General features: G+C 59.5%; 15 protein-coding genes. 3 read left to right on the forward strand and 12 right to left on the reverse strand.

What is annotated here, in order from left to right:
- Positions 1 to 102 precede the first annotated feature (102 nt).
- Positions 103 to 1,401: a nitrate- and nitrite sensing domain-containing protein gene (locus ACSSVV_RS18700; protein WP_454106729.1), complete on the forward strand. Its 1,299-nt coding sequence runs from the start codon at positions 103 to 105 to the stop codon at positions 1,399 to 1,401.
- Between the two features lie 44 nt (positions 1,402 to 1,445).
- Here the strand turns inward: ACSSVV_RS18700 and ACSSVV_RS18705 are convergent, their stop codons facing one another.
- The 3 genes from ACSSVV_RS18705 to ACSSVV_RS18715 all read right to left on the reverse strand — a co-directional run bounded on the left by ACSSVV_RS18705 (position 1,446) and on the right by ACSSVV_RS18715 (position 4,869).
- On the reverse strand, positions 1,446 to 2,306 hold the full coding sequence (locus tag ACSSVV_RS18705; RefSeq protein ID WP_031211742.1) for an ABC transporter ATP-binding protein: 861 nt from the start codon (positions 2,304 to 2,306) through the stop codon (positions 1,446 to 1,448).
- A gap of 192 nt (positions 2,307 to 2,498) precedes the next feature.
- The gene (locus ACSSVV_RS18710; protein ID WP_036149976.1) at positions 2,499 to 3,491 is read right to left on the reverse strand and encodes an ABC transporter permease; all 993 of its coding nucleotides are present in this window, start codon (positions 3,489 to 3,491) and stop codon (positions 2,499 to 2,501) included.
- Positions 3,492 to 3,504: 13 nt separating this feature from the next.
- The gene (locus tag ACSSVV_RS18715) at positions 3,505 to 4,869 is read right to left on the reverse strand and encodes a CmpA/NrtA family ABC transporter substrate-binding protein (protein ID WP_022993434.1); all 1,365 of its coding nucleotides are present in this window, start codon (positions 4,867 to 4,869) and stop codon (positions 3,505 to 3,507) included.
- A 476-nt stretch (positions 4,870 to 5,345) separates the two neighbouring features.
- Here ACSSVV_RS18715 and ACSSVV_RS18720 point away from each other — a divergent pair, with 476 nt between their 5' ends.
- Positions 5,346 to 8,021 carry a nitrate reductase gene (locus ACSSVV_RS18720; RefSeq protein WP_454106730.1) on the forward strand — a complete coding sequence of 892 codons (2,676 nt, stop codon included), beginning with the start codon at positions 5,346 to 5,348 and terminating at the stop codon, positions 8,019 to 8,021.
- A 1-nt stretch (position 8,022) separates the two neighbouring features.
- Here ACSSVV_RS18720 and ACSSVV_RS18725 read toward each other — a convergent pair whose 3' ends face one another.
- The 8 genes from ACSSVV_RS18725 to ACSSVV_RS18760 all read right to left on the reverse strand — a co-directional run bounded on the left by ACSSVV_RS18725 (position 8,023) and on the right by ACSSVV_RS18760 (position 14,878).
- Positions 8,023 to 8,685: a hypothetical protein gene (locus tag ACSSVV_RS18725; protein ID WP_113879594.1), complete on the reverse strand. Its 663-nt coding sequence runs from the start codon at positions 8,683 to 8,685 to the stop codon at positions 8,023 to 8,025.
- A 165-nt stretch (positions 8,686 to 8,850) separates the two neighbouring features.
- Positions 8,851 to 9,369: an Hcp family type VI secretion system effector gene (locus ACSSVV_RS18730; RefSeq protein WP_011783759.1), complete on the reverse strand. Its 519-nt coding sequence runs from the start codon at positions 9,367 to 9,369 to the stop codon at positions 8,851 to 8,853.
- A gap of 207 nt (positions 9,370 to 9,576) precedes the next feature.
- Entirely contained in the window at positions 9,577 to 11,316 is a 1,740-nt protein-coding gene (locus ACSSVV_RS18735) for a bifunctional protein-serine/threonine kinase/phosphatase (RefSeq protein WP_113879593.1), read from the reverse strand.
- Between the two features lie 58 nt (positions 11,317 to 11,374).
- On the reverse strand, positions 11,375 to 12,223 hold the full coding sequence (locus ACSSVV_RS18740) for a formate/nitrite transporter family protein (protein ID WP_113879592.1): 849 nt from the start codon (positions 12,221 to 12,223) through the stop codon (positions 11,375 to 11,377).
- A 316-nt stretch (positions 12,224 to 12,539) separates the two neighbouring features.
- Positions 12,540 to 13,295 carry a TonB family protein gene (locus ACSSVV_RS18745; protein WP_113879591.1) on the reverse strand — a complete coding sequence of 252 codons (756 nt, stop codon included), beginning with the start codon at positions 13,293 to 13,295 and terminating at the stop codon, positions 12,540 to 12,542.
- On the reverse strand, positions 13,292 to 13,702 hold the full coding sequence (locus tag ACSSVV_RS18750) for an ExbD/TolR family protein (protein ID WP_113879590.1): 411 nt from the start codon (positions 13,700 to 13,702) through the stop codon (positions 13,292 to 13,294). The genes ACSSVV_RS18745 and ACSSVV_RS18750 overlap by 4 nt, the downstream gene beginning before the upstream one ends.
- Positions 13,699 to 14,094, reverse strand: a complete 396-nt coding sequence (locus ACSSVV_RS18755) for an ExbD/TolR family protein (protein WP_113879589.1) — start codon at positions 14,092 to 14,094, stop codon at positions 13,699 to 13,701. The genes ACSSVV_RS18750 and ACSSVV_RS18755 overlap by 4 nt, the downstream gene beginning before the upstream one ends.
- Positions 14,081 to 14,878 carry a MotA/TolQ/ExbB proton channel family protein gene (locus ACSSVV_RS18760; protein WP_113879588.1) on the reverse strand — a complete coding sequence of 266 codons (798 nt, stop codon included), beginning with the start codon at positions 14,876 to 14,878 and terminating at the stop codon, positions 14,081 to 14,083. The genes ACSSVV_RS18755 and ACSSVV_RS18760 overlap by 14 nt, the downstream gene beginning before the upstream one ends.
- Before the next feature lie 177 nt (positions 14,879 to 15,055).
- On the opposite strand from ACSSVV_RS18760, the gene ACSSVV_RS18765 reads away from it, so the two are divergent.
- Positions 15,056 to 17,410, forward strand: coding sequence for a sensor domain-containing diguanylate cyclase (locus ACSSVV_RS18765; protein ID WP_181800056.1), 2,355 nt, complete (start codon positions 15,056 to 15,058; stop codon positions 17,408 to 17,410).
- Here the strand turns inward: ACSSVV_RS18765 and ACSSVV_RS18770 are convergent.
- Positions 17,407 to 18,174, reverse strand: coding sequence for a sulfite exporter TauE/SafE family protein (locus ACSSVV_RS18770; RefSeq protein ID WP_023012001.1), 768 nt, complete (start codon positions 18,172 to 18,174; stop codon positions 17,407 to 17,409). The two genes, ACSSVV_RS18765 and ACSSVV_RS18770, sit on opposite strands and share 4 nt — an antisense overlap.
- Positions 18,175 to 18,185: the final 11 nt, after the last annotated feature.

Raw genomic sequence — 18,185 nt, forward strand, 5'->3', positions numbered from 1 at the left:
TGGGGCGAAACGCACGATGATTGGGCCGGAATGACTGGCCTGTAAATTGCTGCAGTCCGGGTAGAAAGGAACCAACTGTGTACCGACACCAGGAGCTGCACCATGAACACCAAACGCCATCCCCGTATGACCGCGACAGCGACTGCTGCGGAATTTCTGATGGCCTCCCGCCAGTGTGAGATCCGTAACCTGGAGTACTTTCTGCAGATGGGGCGGTTGGTGCAGAGCGTGGGCAATCTGGTCCATGGCCTGCAACGGGAGCGAGGCGCCACCAATCTTTATCTGGGGTCCGGTTGCCAACGCTTTGCCCGGGAACGTACCGCCATGGTCAAGGAAAACGACCAGTTGGCCGCTACCTTCCGGCAGGCATTGGCAGACATTCAGGAGGACCTCACCACCCATCCGGTCAGCAGCCCACTGCTCGGGCACATCGCCAGCGCCCTGCACAGCCTCGACCAACTGCCCGGGTTGCGGCAGCGGGTGAATGACCAGGAGGCCAGTGTTTCGGAGGCCACGGAGTGGTTCTGCGACAGTATTCATCAACTGATTACGGTCGTTTTCGAAGCGGCAGAAACCGTGGCAGAGCCTTCGATTGCGGGACTGCTTGTGGCCATGGTGCATGTCATGAACGGAAAGGAATATTGTGGTCAGGAGCGGGCCGCAGGTTCCGCGGGGTTCTCCAGCGGACACTTCGATAACGCACTGTCACGGCGCATGATGCACCTGGTTGAAGCGCAGGAGCGGTGTTTTGAGGTCTTTGTCGGCTTCGCCAGTGAAGAGAGCCTGTCGCTCTGGCAAGCCCTGCGCGCTCACCCGCGGGAGCTGGAAATTGAGCGGATGAGACAGATGGCCGTTTCGGTCGGGCCCTATAAGTCTCTGGATAAAGACATGGCCGACCGCTGGTTCAACCTGATGACAGAGCGCATGGATGACCTCAAGAAGATTGAGGATTCGGTTGAGAGCGCTTTCCACCATCGCTGCGTGGAGCGCTATACCGAAGCGCGCCACTCCCTGGCACATCAGGAGACCCTGCTGGCCTCGCTGGAACAACGCCATGCCTCCACAACGCCCGTGCTGGTGGTTTGCGATAACGGTGTAGAGGCCGGAGCTGCCGATACGTGGGCCGGGGAAGGTGTCGGGCAGCAATCAGGCCGATCCATCTTTGACCTGGTCCAGGAACAGACCCGCCGCCTGCGCCAGATGTCTGAAGAATTGCAGAGTGCCAAAGAAGCTCTGGAAGATCGTCGTACCCAGGAAAAGGCCATCTTGCTGTTGATGGAACACCGCAACATCAGCAATGACGAAGCTCACCGCCTGCTGCGAAAACTGGCCATGGACCAGGGCAAGCGACTGCCCGAAGTCGCCCGGGCACTGGTATCCATGGCAGGGGTCTTAAGCTGATACTTGAACCAGGCCGGGACGGGGTGCCCCGCCCCGGCATAAAGTCAGGCCGAAGCTGAATGCCTGGCTGCCGGCGCCTCGGGTTTTGCACTGCTGCCGCGGCGACTGTTCAGAGACTCCAGCTTGCGCTGCTTCTCGTACAGGAACGACAACACCTCCTGCCGGTAATGCACATATTGGGCATCGTCCGCCAGGGCCACACGATTGCGAGGCCTTGGCAGATCAATGTGCAGATCCTCCCCCACCGTGGCGGCAGGGCCGTTGGTCATCATGATAATGCGGTCGGACAACAGCACCGCCTCGTCCACATCGTGGGTAATCATGATCACGGTATTGTTCAGCTCCTGCTGAATTTCCATCAGCGAATCCTGCAAATGGGCCCGTGTCAGGGCATCCAGCGCCCCGAACGGCTCATCCATCAGCAACACACTGGGTTTCATGGCCAATGCCCGGGCGATGCCCACCCGCTGCGCCATCCCCCCGGAAATCTCGCCTGGCCGCTTGTTGGCGGCGTGGGCCATATTCACCAGTTCCAGGTTGTGGGTAATCCAGTCCTTGCGCTCCTGCCGGGTCATCGACTTGCGAAACACCTGCCGGACCGCCAGCTCCACGTTTTCATACACCGTTAACCAAGGCATCAGGGCATGATTCTGAAACACCACTGCCCGCTCGGGACCGGGGGAATTTACCTCATGCCCATCCAGTACACAGCCACCCCTGGAGGCCTGCAGTAACCCGGCAACAATGTTCAGCACCGTCGATTTTCCGCAGCCGGAATGGCCGATCAGTGAAACAAACTCCCCTTTCTGGATCTTCAGGTTCACATTGTCCAGGGCAATGAAAGGCCCTTTCGGCGTATCAAACGCCATTTCAACACCGGTTAGTTCAAGATGTGATTTAGCCATAGCAGGATCCCCTAAACAGGTCAGACGAGCGCCGGGTGGGTAGTGTCTCCCGGGACCCTCAAAAACATGGATGTTTTTGCGGAGCTTACAGGGACGTATTCACCGCGTGTCCCGGGAGACACTACCCACCCGGTGCGGCATGCTCCGCCGTCAGAGATTTCAGGGTTAAGTGAGGCTACAGGTAAAAGTCGGTCACTCATTCCAGGCCACCTTCCGCTGAATCAACAGCATGACCCGATCCAGCAAAAACCCGATAAACCCGATGGCCAGCACCGCCACCATAATCCGACTCAAAGACTGGCTACTGCCATTCTGGAACTCATCCCAGACAAACTTGCCCAGCCCCGGACTCTGCGCCAGCATCTCGGCGGCAATCAGCACCATCCAGGCAATGCCCAGCGACACCCGCAAGCCGGTAAAGATCATCGGCACCGACGAAGGCAACACCACCTTGCGAACGTGGGTCCAGAACGACAGCCGAAGTACCCGGGAGACGTTCAGCAGGTCGGGGTTTACTGCTGCCACTCCAACGCTGGTGTTGATCAGTGTTGGCCAAAGACTGCACAGAGTGACCGTAATCATCGAGGTCAGGAACGACTTCTCGAACATTGGATCGTCACTGACATAGGTGGCCGATACCACCATGGTCACCAGCGGCAGCCAGGCCAGCGGAGAGACCGGTTTGAAGATCTGTATCAATGGGTTCACCGCAGCCTGGAAATACCGGTTGAGGCCAAACACAATGCCCAGAGGTACTGCAATCAGCGACGCCAGGGCGAAACCGGCCAGCACCGTCAGCAGGCTGGTGACCACCTGGTCGAGAAAGGTAGGTGCGCCGGGGTAAGCCCGGATACGGACGTCTGCCTCCGGGTTGTCAGCCAGAATGCGGGCATTACGCTCCTCCTGCATGGCGATGAACTTATCGGCCCGCTCCCGCTGGCTAATATGCTCCTGCCACAGTTGTCCGGATTGTTCCCACACCTGCACCGGGCCGGGAAAGGCCCCCAGGGAGGTTTCCACCTGTGGCGCGGCCAGATGCCAGAAGCCCAGGAAGACCAGAATACCAACCAGTGGTAACAGCAGCTGCTTGCCCTGGCTGAGCCATTCGCCCGGTTGCAGACCGGAAAGTAGCTGGCGGCTGCCACTGGCCATGGACTGACTGATTCTTGCGCTTAACGTCGTCATGTCAGGCCCTCCCTTACGGTGTCTCCGACCCTTTTAGGCCGATACTGAAACGGTTGATGTAGGCATTGGGTTCGCGCGGAGTGAAAGGGACGCCGTCAATCAGCTCACCCTGCATGGGGCGTTCAAAATTCTCCTGGGCAAAGTCCGGGAAATCACTGGCGGTCATCAGGCCGTCCTCGATCAGTGACTGGGCCGCTTCGGCGTAAAGATCGCCCCGATACACCCGGGCTGCGGTCTTCATATACCAGTCGTCGGATTTTGCTTCGGGAATCTGGCCCCAGCGCCGCATCTGACTCAGGTACCAGATCGCATCAGACGGATACGGATAGGTAGCGTGGTAGCGGAAAAAGACGTTGAAATCCGGTACTTCCCGGACATCGCCCTTTTCATACTCGAAGGTACCGGTCATGGAGTTGGCAATCACTTCCCTGTCGGCTCCCACATAGCTGGGGCGGGCAAGGATGTCCACGGCGGCCTCCCGGTTGGCGTTCTGGTTTTCGTCCAGCCAGTAAGCTGCGCGGATCAGAGCCCGCAGTAACCGAAGGTGGGTATTGGGGTTCTGCTCGGCCCAGGCTTCGGTGACTCCGAACACCTTTTCCGGGTTGTTGGGCCAGATTTCATAATCGGTAATCACCGGCACACCGATGCCCTTGAAAACCGCCTGCTGATTCCAGGGCTCGCCCACGCAGTAGCCCTGGATGGTGCCTGCTTCCATGGTGGCGGGCATCTGGGGCGGCGGTGTCACGGAGAGGTGCACATCGGCCTGGAGGGTGCCGCTGGTATCGCCGCGCTGGGGCGCGTAGAAGCCGGGATTCAGGCCACCGGCGGCCAGCCAGTAACGCAGTTCGTAATTGTGGGTGGACACCGGAAACACCATGCCCATGCGGAAGCGCTCGCCGTTGGCGCGGGTCTGCTCAACCACCGGCTTCAGTGCGCTGGCTGAAATCGGGTGTTCCGGATGATCACCTTCCATTTCCAGGTTTGGTTTCATCGCTTCCCAGACGTCGTTGGACACGGTAATACCGTTGCCGTTGAGGTCCATACTGAAGGCGGTGATGATATCGGCCTGGGTGCCATAGCCTATGGATGCGCCCAGGGGTTGGCCGGCCAGCATGTGGGCACCATCCAGTTCACCGGTGATGACCCGGTCCAGCAGCACCTTCCAGTTCGCCTGGGCTTCGAGTTCTACGAATAACCCTTCGTCCATGAAGTAGCCCTGTTCCCAGGCAACCGCCAGGGGCGCCATATCCGTGAGTTTAATAAAGCCAAGCTTGAGATCGGGTTTCTCCGCCGGGCCAATATCGGCCTGGGCCAGGGAACTCAGGCCGATCAGGGTGGCGGTCAGTAAAGGTCGAACATAATGGTTCACTGTCTTCATCGTGATGCCTCTCGGTTCTCTCATTTCAGACGCGCAAAAAAAAGCGCCTGCCTCCGTTGCCGGAGAGCAGGCGCCGATGCCTGTAAATGAGAGCTGTGATGTCGTGATGGTTCACTAATCACTCAGCACAAGCCGTGCCATCCAGGACTCTTCATGTATTTCAGTAAGTTGCGGGAGCCCTGGTCGTTCCAGCAGGGGAAGCCCGTGCTTTGCGGGGGTGGTTTTGGTGCAGAAAATCGCCCTTTGCACCAAGGTGAACGCCCATCGATAGGCTTTTCAAGGAGGTCGTTTAACGGTGCACGTCGCTTCAAAACGCGCACCATGCGCCATTCAAGGCCCTTGGAGACATCAAATCGTGCGCTGGCCCCCTAATTGCTTTCTTTTATGGCAGACAACACAGGCAACGAAGCCCTCCCCCCGGCTCTGGAAACGGAAACCGGGTGGTGGGCTTTTTTGGTTCAAGAGCGAGGAACACCATGAAACACCACGACACGCCAGCGGACTCTATTGCCACCACCTGCCCTTACTGTGGTGTTGGCTGCGGTGTTCTGGCAGCCCCTGGCCATGTCGAAGGCGATCATCGGCACCCGGCCAATGGCGGACGGCTTTGCGTCAAAGGTTCTGCCTTACACGAGACGCTGGAGGATGCCAACCGGTTGCTGGTGCCAAAGGTTGCAGGCTATGAGGTGACATGGGAGGAAGCCATTGACCGGGTCGCCGGGGCAATTTCCGACTCTGTGCGGGAGTATGGCCCGGAATCCGTGGCCTTCTATCTCTCCGGGCAGCTACTCACGGAGGATTATTACATTGCCAACAAGCTGGCAAAGGGGTTTATCGGCACACCGCATGTGGATACCAATTCCAGACTGTGCATGTCCTCGGCCGTTGCTGCACATAAGCGTGCTTTTGGCGAGGACTGTGTTCCCGGTTGCTACGAGGATCTTGAGCTGGCGGACCTGCTGGTGCTCGCGGGCAGCAACGCCGCCTGGGCCCACCCGGTACTGTACCAGCGAATGAGTGCAGCGCGCCGTCAGGGACGGAGAGTGGTGGTCATCGATCCCAGGAAGACAACGACAGCGGATCTCGCTGATCTGCACCTTCAGCTTCGCCCCGGAACCGACACCCTGTTGTTCAATGGCCTGCTGGTCTGGCTGCACGATCACGGAGCCCTGGCGGAGGACTACCTTGCCGAGCATTGTAACGGCTTCGAGGAAACCCTGGTGATCGCCCGATCCTGCGCGCCTTCTGTGCAAGCGGTGGCCAGGGGCTGCGATCTGGCAGTAAAAGAGGTGGAGTGTTTCTATCAATGGTTTGCAGACACCGGACGGACAGTGACCGCGTTTTCCCAGGGTATTAATCAGTCGGTTGCTGGTACGGATAAGGCCAACGCCATCATTAACTGCCATCTGGCTACCGGCCGGGTGGGCCGACCGGGAGCGAGCCCGTTATCGTTGACGGGACAACCCAATGCCATGGGTGGCCGTGAGGTCGGCGGGCTGGCCAATACCCTGGCAGCCCATATGGATTATGACACGCCAGGCGCTTTGCTCAGGGTTTCGGATTTCTGGCACAGCGAGAAGATGGCCCGTGGTCCCGGCCATAAAGCGGTGGACCTGTTCGAGGCAGTCCATCGGGGAGAGATCCGGGTACTCTGGGTGATGGGAACCAACCCCGCAGTCAGCCTGCCGGGCAGCGAACGTATTCACCAGGCACTGTCCCGTTGCCAGACTCTGATCGTCTCGGATTGTGTGGCCCAGACCGATACCACGCAGTTTGCCGATATTCTCTTGCCGGCTGCCGGTTGGGGCGAGAAAGATGGAACGGTGACCAATTCCGAACGGCGCATTTCACGCCAACGCCGGTTTCTGCCCCTGCCGGAGCAGGTCCGGCCGGACTGGCAGATTATTCGGGACGTTGCCTGTTCGCTGGGTCATGCTCATGCTTTCGATTACACATGCCCTGCCGATATCTTTCGCGAACATGCGGTGTTGTCCGGCTATGGTAACGGAGGCGAGCGTGTGTTCAATATCTCCGCCTTGTCTCAACTCAGCAACCAGGAGTACGACGAGCTGGCGCCGGTGCAGTGGCCGGTCACGGAGGGTAACCCCGGGGCCTGGTTGCAAACCCGTCGGCTGTTTGGGCACGGGCAATTTCCCACGCCGGATGGCCGGGCACGATTGGTGCCCGTGTCCAGTTTGCCGCCCGGGCAGCTACCTGGACCCCGGTACCCGCTAGTGGTGAATACCGGCCGAATCCGTGACCAATGGCATACCATGACCCGAACGGCCCTGGCACCCAGGCTGTTTGCCCATCGCAGCGAGCCGTTCATAGAGTTGCACCCGGCGGATATTGCCGGCTTTGGTTTGATTGAAGGTGCCCTGGCGGTGCTGCGTGGGCCGGGCAATGCGGGCTATGTTGGCCGGGTCCGGGGCAGCACCGGCCAGCGCACAGGTGAAGTGTTTGTGCCCATCCACTGGAATGGCCGGTTTGCCTCCTCCGCTTTGGCGTCCAGCCTGATCCGTCCGGTTGTGGACCCCATTTCCGGTCAGCCAGAAGGCAAGCATGGTGTGGCGACCATCCGGCCCCTGGTAACCCGCTGGCAGGCGAGGCTATTGCTGCGTGATCCCCGTCTTGCCTCGTTGGACCACACCGCTCTTGCCTACTGGAGTTGTCAGCGCCTGCCGCACAGTCACGGCTGGTGGTTCGCCGGGGGCCACGAGATGAACTGGCGGGAATGGGGGCAACGTTGTTTTTCGCGGGAACCGGAACTGGTCATGGAAGACCGGGCGAGACAGCGCTACCGGGCCGCCTGGCTTAGTGGCGATCGACTGGACGCTGTGTTGCTGGTTGAGCCCTGTGTCCAGATCATGCCGGATCTGGACTGGCTGGACAGTTGTTTTGGCAAAGGTGAGCTGGCGCCGGAACAACGCCGCTCGTTACTGGCGGCAGGCACAGTGGAAGGGGAAGCGTCAGGGCCGATTATCTGCAGTTGTTTTGGCGTGGGTGAGCACCAGATTGCCCAGGCCATTGAACAGGGCATGGCCAGCCCCGAAGCACTGGGTGAGCAGCTGAAGTGTGGCACCAACTGTGGCTCCTGCCTGCCGGAGATCCGGGACCTGCTGGCGCGCACCGGGGCTCGGGAACCTGCCTGAATCAGGCCGCGGCCGCCCGCCTAAGCAGCGACAATGGTACCCGATAGCGAAGGATCCGGGCATGCTGGCTGACAGTCACCGTGCAGGTCTTGCGGTTAACGCGTATCACCTGGCCCCGCTTCTCGCGCCGGCCATCGCCGAACACCACCGAATCCCCCACCTGCCAGCGCCGGTGCTCCGCAGCGGGACTCGGAAATTCAAAGGGTCTACTGGGTAGCGCTATCCCGCAGTCGCTGGCCAGCCCGGACAGGTAACGTCGGGTAGCGTCGGCTGCACCGCTATGATGCAGCTCGTCCAGGGCTTCATAGAAATGCCGGTTGTGAACGGAGCCGTAATGCCGTTGCCCGGCGCTGTGCTGCAGCAAATGGGCAAACTCATGGCAGCAGGTATGCGCCAACAGGTTCAGCACAGTTACCTCGCCCCCGAAATAACCCCGGCCACGGATCTCCCGGGTTGATAGCCAGCCCTGGGCGGTGGCCGGTTGATGCTTGGCGGCGATCATCCGGGCTCCGTAGGTAATCAGGTGCTGTTTCTTGCGAGGATCAAAACGGTGGTAGGTGGCCTGGCCCGAGCCGACCCGCAATGCCAGCCCGGCGCCCGGATTTGCCTGCTGAACCCAGCCTTCAGCCGGCGTCCAGAGAATGTCCCGGGTGGTCTGGCACATGAGGGTGCCAATCTGCCTTGCTGTTTGCGATTGAGTGGGGGTCACAAAATGTACCGGTGGCGCTTGATCTCGAATGTCAGGCAGCTATTTTCCAGTAATTTGCTGGTGAAAACAAAAACGGCCGGCCCGAGGGCCAGCCGTTTTCCTGCGATCGAACCTGAGGGATCAGGCTTCGACCGGGGAACGCCAGTCGTCAGCACCGGAAGTGCCGGCAACAGCGTGTTCCCAGGTAACCTTACGGTAGGCCAGGGATACTTCTACCAGCTGGGTGAACTCGGCCTTGGCCGGATCCTGGCAGTGGGGCATGTTGCAATCGATGTTGATGATGGTGGCATCTTCCAGGATGGTGGAGAAGAAGTGCTCCTGTTTGCCTTCTACGGAAGTGCGGTACCACTTCAGCTCTACCTTCGGCAGCATTTCGCCGGAAGCCAGGGCGTTGTACATCAGCGGAGTGGCTTTGTTCAGGGCCGCAGTGAACTTGAACGGCTTGTGAACACGCTGACCGGAAGGCTGGCCGGACTGGGGATCCGTTGGAACGGTAACAACGTGGCTGAATTCCTGGACCAGCACTTCGTCTTCATGACCTTCAACGTAGATGTTGCCTACGGAATCGGAAGTGAACGCGCCAGCGGTGATGTTACCCTGGGTTTGGCCTTCGATGCTGATATAACAAGGAGTTGGCATAGTCTGCTCCATGACAATGTTGTGAATGAGTGTCCCAAGGATGTTCCCTGGACGGCATAACAGATAACAATCGCCGTGCCAGTTGTTGAATGTAGCGATATAACAACTAGTTACGTGGAGTTCGGGCATTGTCAGAGTGTCTTCGGGCAAGGCGTTGCTTGGCGGGCGGGCGAGCTTTTGCTGGCCGGGCAATAAATGGCCCGGGGCTCAGTTCCAGGAGCCACTGGCCAGGGAGGTTAATAGTGCCAGCAGGAGCAGGGCCGAGACGCCTTGCCAGAAACGCACCGGATGCCGCTCCATGAGAGGTGGATGGTGTCGGGCACGCCAGTCTCGTCCGGGGTGTCGGAGTTCGTAGAGCAGTTCCGATAACGCCGGGTAGCGGCGATGGGGCTCCGGATGGGTAGCCCGGGCCAGGGTGGCATCCAGCCACGGCGGCAGGTCTTCACGCCAGGCCCTGGCGGGCCGGTATGTCAGAGCCTGTAGTTGTTTGCGAGTGCGGATGCGGGGTACATCGGTATGGTATGGCAGGCGCCCGGTTAATAGTTGATAGATAATCACGCCCAGGGCGTACTGGTCCGACTGCCAGCTGCCGGGTTCGCCGAGAAAGAGCTCCGGCGCCGAGTAGAGGGCGGCTCCAACCGGATAGCAAGCGGCAGGCTTGCCGGCTTCTTCCAGACCGGCGACCCGGGTGGCTCCGAAATCGACCAGCATGGCGCGGCCATCCGGTGTGATCAGGACATTTTCGGGTTTCAGATCCTGGTGCACCATTTCCAGCCGGTGGAAGGCCCTGAGCCCCCGGATAATCTGCTCGGCCAGTTGTCGCACGGTTTCCAGATCTGGCTGCGGGTGATCAAGCATCCATTGCCGCAAGGTACAACCTTCTACAAAGTCAGTAGCCAGATACAGGCAACTTTGCGGACGCTCCGGGGCAAAGATGGCAACCACATGGGGGCTCTGAACGCGCTGGGCAATCCAGCGTTCAGTGACGAATCGCTCCAGCTCATCCGGATACTGCCGCAACTCCATCGCCGGGAACTTAATTGCGACTTGCTTCCCGGACCTCTCATCCCTGGCCAGGTAAACGTGGCTTCGGCTGCTGATATGCAGGGCCCGGATGATTCGGTAGCCGTCCAGCACCTCACCGGGAGCGGGCTCGCGCGCGAATGGCAGTTCGCGATAGGCTTTCTGGGCGCTGGCGTCCTGTGTCCGAGAGGGTAACCGGGTTACCCGCAATACCTGGACCGTCAGGTTATCCTCACTTCCCCTTTCCAGGGCGAGTTGGGCCAGCGACCGGGCGGCGTGATCCAGATCGTCCCCGTTGTCGGCAAGGCAAAGGGTGATATCACCGGCCGAGAGCCGTTCGTAAACACCATCGGTCATCATCAGAAACACGTCGTTCCGGTGCAGGGCGAGACTGCGATACTCGATATCCAGTTGCGGGCTCAGTCCAAGAGCCCGGTTCAGGCAGCTTTCCTCGGCCGAAAGCCAGACCCGGTGGTCGGTTGTGAGTTGTTCCAGAGTGTTGCCCTGAAGCCGGTAGATACGGGCGTCTCCCACATGAAACAGGTGCGCCGTTGCGGATTTCAGAACCAGGGCACTGAAGGTGCAGACGTAGCCCCGGTCCTGGTCATAGCGATATCGGCTTTGTCGGGTCTGGGCGTGCAGCCAGGCATTGCTTGCCCTCAGCACCCGTTCGGCCGATTGTTTCACCGACCAGCTCTCGGGGGTTGAGTAGTAGTCGCTCAGGAAGCCGGCCACCGCCGCTTCACTGGCGATCTGGCTGACATTGCTGGAGCTGATGCCATCGGCGATTCCTGCCGCAATTCCCTTGCTGTGGCGCTGGTGATTGTCGGGTATCAGCAGGCCATGGAAATCCTGATTGGCGGGTTTCCGGCCGGCGCTGCTGAATTGTCCGGCTTCTATCGTGAGCTGTTCGCAGTTGGACATGAATATGAGCCACTGAAGCCCGCCGGTGTGTGCGGCACCGGCGGGGCCTTAGTGGTAATCAGGCGCTGCGGGCGCTGACGGGTTCGCGGTAGTCTGTTGTCAGGGTGCGCTTGGGTGCGGTGCGAACGTGGGTGGCGTAAAGCGTCAGCCCAGTGAAGGACAGGCCACCTACCAGGTTGCCCAGAACGGTGGGGATCTCGTTCCAGATGAAGTAATCCATGATACTGAACTCGCCGCCCATCATCAGCGCAAACGGGAACAGGAACATGTTGACGATGGAGTGCTCAAAGCCCATGTAGAAGAACAGCATGATCGGCATCCACATGGCCAGTACCTTGCCCTGGACCGTGGTGGAGATCATCGCGCCCACCACGCCCATGGATACCATCCAGTTACACAGTACACCCCGCAGGAAGATGGTGAACCAGCCAGCCACACCATGTTCGGCATAACCCAGGGTACGGGCCTTGCCGATCGAGGCAATTTTGTCCCCGACCACTCCGGCTTCGGTGTTGAAACCGTAGGTGAAAACAAAGGCCATGATGGTGGCAACCGTCAGGGCGCCGCCGAAGTTACCCAGGAACACCCAGCCCCAGTTTCGAAGGATGCCGCGGGTATCAACCCCGGGGCGTCGGTCGAGAAGGGCCAGCGGGGTCAGCATGAACACCCCGGTGAGCAGGTCGAACCCCATCAGATAAAGCATGCAGAACCCGACCGGAAACAGCAGTGCGCCGACCAGCGGGCTGCCGGTCTGTACGCCGACGGTAATGGCGAATACCGCCGCCAGTGCCAGGATCGCCCCGGCCATAAAGGCCCGGATGAGGACATCCCGGGTGGCCATGTATATTTTTGATTCACCGGCGTCCACCATCTTGGTGACGAACTCCGAAGGCATGATGTAAGACATAGTGTGTTCCCCTGATCGCTTTCTGGTTATCTGGAGCCAACAAAAAACGGCGCCCTCATTGCCTGCCCGGTAGGGGCTGGAATGAGTAGACGCCGTCGTCTGAACAGAATGTGCGCGGGCAGCCTGAATGAAGATGAACAGGCTATCTGCTGAGGATGTCTGAGCAGAGAGTGTGCCAGTGTTGGGAGCTTTCAGGGTTTGATTTAAGAATCAACAGGTTGAGTGAGGGGATCGGTTGCGGTTTCGTGCCTGCTTTGCTGGTCGGCGCACCGGCAGAGTGCGCCCTGCCTTTCCTTGGTGCCTGGCAGGGAATGAGTCAGCGCAGATTAAAGCGGACTGGCAGAGCGTAGGTGAAGGACTTGCCGCGCATGGAGTCCGGCACGGCTGGCAGAGGCGCAGCTTGCGCCAGCATGGCCAAAGCAGCATCGTCCAGCAATGAGTGCCCGGAACTGTCGCGCAGCGAGTGTTCCACCAGCGAGCCATCGCGCCGGAACTCGAAGACAATCACCGGTGTACCCTCCTGGCCTAGCCGGCGGGCACGGCGAGGATACTCGTAATAGCGCGCCAGATGCCGGCTGAGCTTGCTCAGGTAGCTGTCTACCTGTGATGACTGACCGGCATTCTGTAAAGGTACCGCGCTTTGGTTGGTGTTACTGTCCGCTTCTTCGCCCTGAGGTTGTTCTGGGCTTTCTGCCACGGCCTCGGTGGTGCTGGATTCTGGTTCCTGCGGTGTGGGGGCAGGTTCTGGTATTGGCTCAGGTTCTGGTTCTGGCACGGGTTCAGGTTTCGGTTCCGGCTTTGGCTCTGGTTTGGGCTCTGGTTTGGGTTCTGGCTTGGGCTGCGGTTCTGGCTCTGGAGCCGGTTCGGGTTCCGGCGCGACTTCCGGCTTTGGCTCTACCGATTTCCTGCCGGCGAGATTGATCTTGATTGCGGGGGCGGTGTTCACGGCACTGTCACCCAGAACCGGCATCTCCAGGGTTTCCTCGGGCGTGGCCAGGACCGCTGTAATGGCGGTTGCGATCATGGCGATGATCAGGAACAGGGCTTTGGGTAGCCGACCTGCTGTTGTCATGTGGCAGGCTCCGTGAGCAGCAGAACTTCCGAATAACCGCCCTCTTCCAATATTCTCAGCAAATCCTCCAGATTGGCCATGGTCAGGCTTTGATCCGCCGCAATCTTCAAGGGTACGTTCTCATCCGGAGCCGGTAGCGCGGCAAGCAGACTCTCGCGGGTCTGGTGCTTGCCTTCGACCTGCCATTGGCCATCGGCCTGAATCATCATGTCGGCCTCGGGTGCCTGCTGTTCCGGGCTCTGCTCGGTACCAGGCAGTTCTGGCAGCGGTTCGTTGGTGAGTTGTCCCGCTACAATGAAAAACATCAGCAGCAGAAACACCAAATTGATCAAGGGCAGCAACGCATCTTCAACACGTTCCAGAAGGCCCTTGCCAGAGGTTGATGGAGGTGGAACCAGGTCTGTCATGAGTCAGGCGTGTTTGTACGCTTCCAGTGAGGTTCAATGCCGGCGTTATCCAGCGCACTGAGGATCCGGGTGAAATGGGCCAGGCTGGTATCGGGTGTAGTGGCGAGATTGGCTTCGCTTACCCCTTCAGCGTTCAGCGTCGACAGTAGCTGCGCCAGGTCGAAGTCTTTCTTCTCCCAGCGTACCGTGCCATTGGCATTGACCCTGAGCTCTGGCAGGGGGTCGCCTGTGGCACTGCTCTGCTGGCCGGTATTGTTCGCCAGTTCCAGATAATCTACCGGTAACAACCGGGTGGTAAGCATAAAGAACACCAACAGGATGAACACCACATCGATCAGTGGTGTTATCCGGATGGGGATCGGGCGGTTTGGCCGGGGGTCAACCAGCTGCATGTGCCAGCCGCTGATTATCGCCGACCGAATAACTCCGATCCGCCTCTGGTGCCCTCTCAGGGCGGGGCTCGGCTGCCGGTGTGGCCACGTCTGCCGCTGTGGCCGTTTCGTCGCCAGGCAACACGTTGAAGACGCTGACAAGGGCACTGTTGATGGTCTTGTGAATCCGGCGCAGACGGAACTCAATCCAGGCCGCCAGCGCCGCAAAAGGAATGGCTACCACCAGGCCTGCGGCCGTCGTGGTCAACGCCTCATAGATACCACCGGACAGCTGGCTGGCGTTGGCGCGACCATCGGTCGCCGCCATCGCGCTGAATGCTTCCATCATGCCCATTACGGTACCCAGAAGGCCCAGCAGGGGGGCCAGGGCGGCAATCACTTCGATGATTTTTAACGGTGCCTCGAAAGGTTCCAGCGCCGCTTGCGCATCCCTTACGGCGGTTTCCCTTACAGCACTGATATTCGGATTGTACTTGCTGGCTGTCATGGTGTTGACCAGCAGATGCATCAGTGGATTGGTACGCCCGAGCAAGCCAGCGTCGGCTCTGGTCTTTTCCGGGGAAGTCTGGGCCGGGGATGCCTGCCATTGCTGAACCAGGTAGCGCAACTTCCGGGTAAATCGCGGGGCGTAGAAGGTTCCGAACAGCATAAGGTAGAAGAACGTGATCACGCCAATGGCAGCTATGGCGATCAGAACGATCATGACTGGACCGCCCATTTCGACCAGTTGGCCGAGTGGCCCGTGGTCGAACAGCGATGCGGAAGTGGCAGTAATGGAATCCATACAGATATTCCCGGCGAGACGAAAATAGAACTAAATAATAACGATTATCAGTAGAATTTCAAGTCTCGATCTGACGTATCCGCCCGCCTTTGTTAGACTTTCGGTGACGTTTGCAACTATCTGGTGTTCGTGATGGGCGCCCAGAGCCTGAGAGCCTGAGCAGCGGGAGTGATTAATTTGGTCAGAAAATGGTTCGGCAGCCTGGTCAACCGAGCCGTCGCCCTGGTAGTGGTGTTTGTGGCGACATCCGCGGTTGTCATTGCGGCCATCGGTTGGCTGCTCAGTCGGGCCGAGCTGGAGGACATGGCGTATGGTCAAGTGGAAACCATTGCCGGAATGGTCGCCAGGGAACTGGATCTGAAGCTGTCGGAAAGACTGGATGTACTGACATTGGTGGCCGAAGGCTTCCCCTCTACCGAGATCGTGCTGGAAAACCGGGCCCGGGTCCTGCTGCGTAATCAGGATGCCCTACTCCAGCTTTTCGATGCCACCTTTATTCTCGATGCCGATGGTCGGTTACTGGCAGCTTCCCCGGCGTCGTATTACGTACCCGGTTTTAATGCCTCGCAGCGCCCCTACTTCACCGATCTGGTCAGCCGGATGTCGCCCATTATCAGCGCTCCCTACATTACCGTAATTGATGAGCAGCCCGGCGTTATGGTGGCCGCGCCCCTGTTTGATGCAAACCAGCGATTCATCGGCATGATCGGCGGGCTGATTCTGCTGCAGGGCGATAATTTCATGAGTGAATTTGCCAGTGTCCGGGTGGGCCAGACCGGCTATCTGCGCCTGATAACGCAAAACGGCATCGTGCTTGCTGATGGTCTGTCGGGAGAGGTGATGGTGCCCGTAAGCAAATCGTCCCCCTCTTTACTGCAGGCGATGTCCGGTTTCGAGGGCACATCCCACGATCATCCGGGCCGGAAAACCGGGACCATAACCGGCTATGCGCAAATGGCGCTGGTGCCATGGTTTGTGGCCGCTGTCTGGCCCGAGCGTGAGGCCTTTGCTCCGGCACTGAGGATGACCGGTGGTTTCAGCTGGGCGTTGCTGGCGGTAGTATCAATACTGGCGCCTCTGGCTTTCTGGATCTTCTACCGGTTGTTGGCGCCGTTGCGCAATCTCGGGGTTCAGATATATCAGCGGCACACTGGTGAGCGGGAGGAGCCTGTTTCCGAGGTGGGCGGGTCGGAGATCCGCAACGTTGCCAAAGTCTTCAACCAGGTGCGGCAGGAACGGGATGAGATTTTCCGGTCACTGGCCGAACGCGAGGCCTTCTTCCGGTCCCTCACCAGTAATGCACCTATCGGCATCGTACACACGGATATCCTGGGCCGTATAGAGTTCGTGAACCCGGCGTTTCTGGATATTGTGGGGCGCCCCGAGAACTGGCTCCGCCATCGCTACCTGATTGAAACCGTCGCCAGCGAAGACCGGGACAAGGCCATGAAAGGATGGCGCAATGTTCTGGTGCGCCGCAGTTTTTTCAGGAGCCGGCTGAGGTTGCTAACCCATCGTCTGCCCGGTCATGTCTGGGTGGATGTCATTACCTCGGTGATCGACCTGCCGGACCAGGCCATTGGTACCATCACCGCCGTCCGGGATGTGACTCAGGAAATGCGCTTTGAACGGGCCATTCGTGAGGAACAGCAACGGGCGGATTCGATTCTCGATGTGCTTCAGGAAGGGGTGCTGATGGTGGATACCGAAGGCGCTATCCGCTACGCCAATGGCGCTGCCTGCAGTTTTCTGGCGCTGGACGATGACTGTGTTGGCCATAACTTCTTCGAATCCGTCACCATCCGCCACGACAATGAAGAACTGCTGTATGAAACCTTTCTGGCCGGAGATGAAATCGACAACCGCTACGTGACCCTCGAAAACCTGGCCGGACGGATCTACGACATCGATCTGACCATGCTGCATCTGCGACGGGGCGAGCGGCAGGAACGGCTGGTGTTTGTACTCAGGGACGACAGTGAACGCAGGCGGGAAGAAGAACGATTATCCTGGGAGGCCACCCACGATGCACTGACCCAGTTGCTGAATCGGCGGGCGTTCACCGCTTCATTGCTCAAAGCTTTGGCCGATGCACCCCAGCGAGAGGTTCCGGCGGTGCTGATGATGATTGACCTGGACCACTTCAAACCCGTCAATGATGAGGGGGGACACCTGGTTGGCGATGAACTGCTGAAACGGCTGGCGGATGTGTTCAAACAGGCCGTGCGCCAGTCGGATACAGTAGCCCGCCTCGGGGGTGATGAGTTCGCTGTTTTGTTGCCAGCCTGTGGTATGGCGCGGGCAGAAGCTCTGGCTGAAAGTATCCGGGCAAAGGTGCAGGCGTTGAAGATCGAACACGACGGTCGCCAGTTTGGCGTCACCGTCTGCATTGGCCTGACGCCGGTTTCAGCCCACGACAACGGCCCGAAAGAGGTGATGGCACGGGCTGATGAAGGCTGCTACATCGCCAAATCACGGGGCCGGAACTGCGTAGTATCGATTGCACTGCCGGACGAAGGCGACCGGCCTTAGCCAAGCCAGCCGGCAGAGCGCGCTGCCTGCCAGAGCAAGCGGAACGCCAGCAAGGTAAGTACCAGGTTGAAGGCGGTGTGGAACCACCGGTTATTGATGGATTTAAGCAGGTGTAATCCAAGCCAGGTGCCGGCAAAGCCGCAGGCGATCATGGCCAGAATAAAGAGCAGCCACTCCGAAAACACAAAACCGGCCACGCCGAATACCAGGGCCTTGGGGGCGTGCTGCAGGGTCATGGCGGTGCCAAAGGTGGCGACGGTGCGGAAGCGGTCGGTGTGAATCTGCTTGATAAACGCCGCCACCAGGGGGCCGGTAGCGCCCACGAACAGACTCACGAAACTGGTAATGGCAGAAGCGATAAACACGCCGAACGGGCCAAAAGAGGCCTTGGGCAACCCGGGGCCCCAGCACAGGTAAAGCACGAACAGGGCAATGCTCAGTTGCCACAGATGAGCCGGCAGATCGACCAGCAACCAGGCACCCAGTCCGGCTCCTGCCAGCACGCCCGGGGCGAAGGCGGCGATCACCTTCCAGTCGATATGATGCCGGGTCAGTATGGCCCGGCCACTGTTGGAACCGAGCTGGATCATGCCGTGCACAGGAATGATCGCCGCCGGTGGCAGCCAGGATGCCATCAGTACCAGCAGCAGGACACCGCCGCCGGCGCCCAGGGTGGCGGTTATCATGGAGGTAACCGCTGACGCCATCAGCAGGAACACAATCACGCTGGTGCTCAGGGCTTCCGGAAACACGATCAGGCTCATGGAACTCACTC

It is taken from the genome of Marinobacter sp. MBR-105, assembly GCF_053628895.1.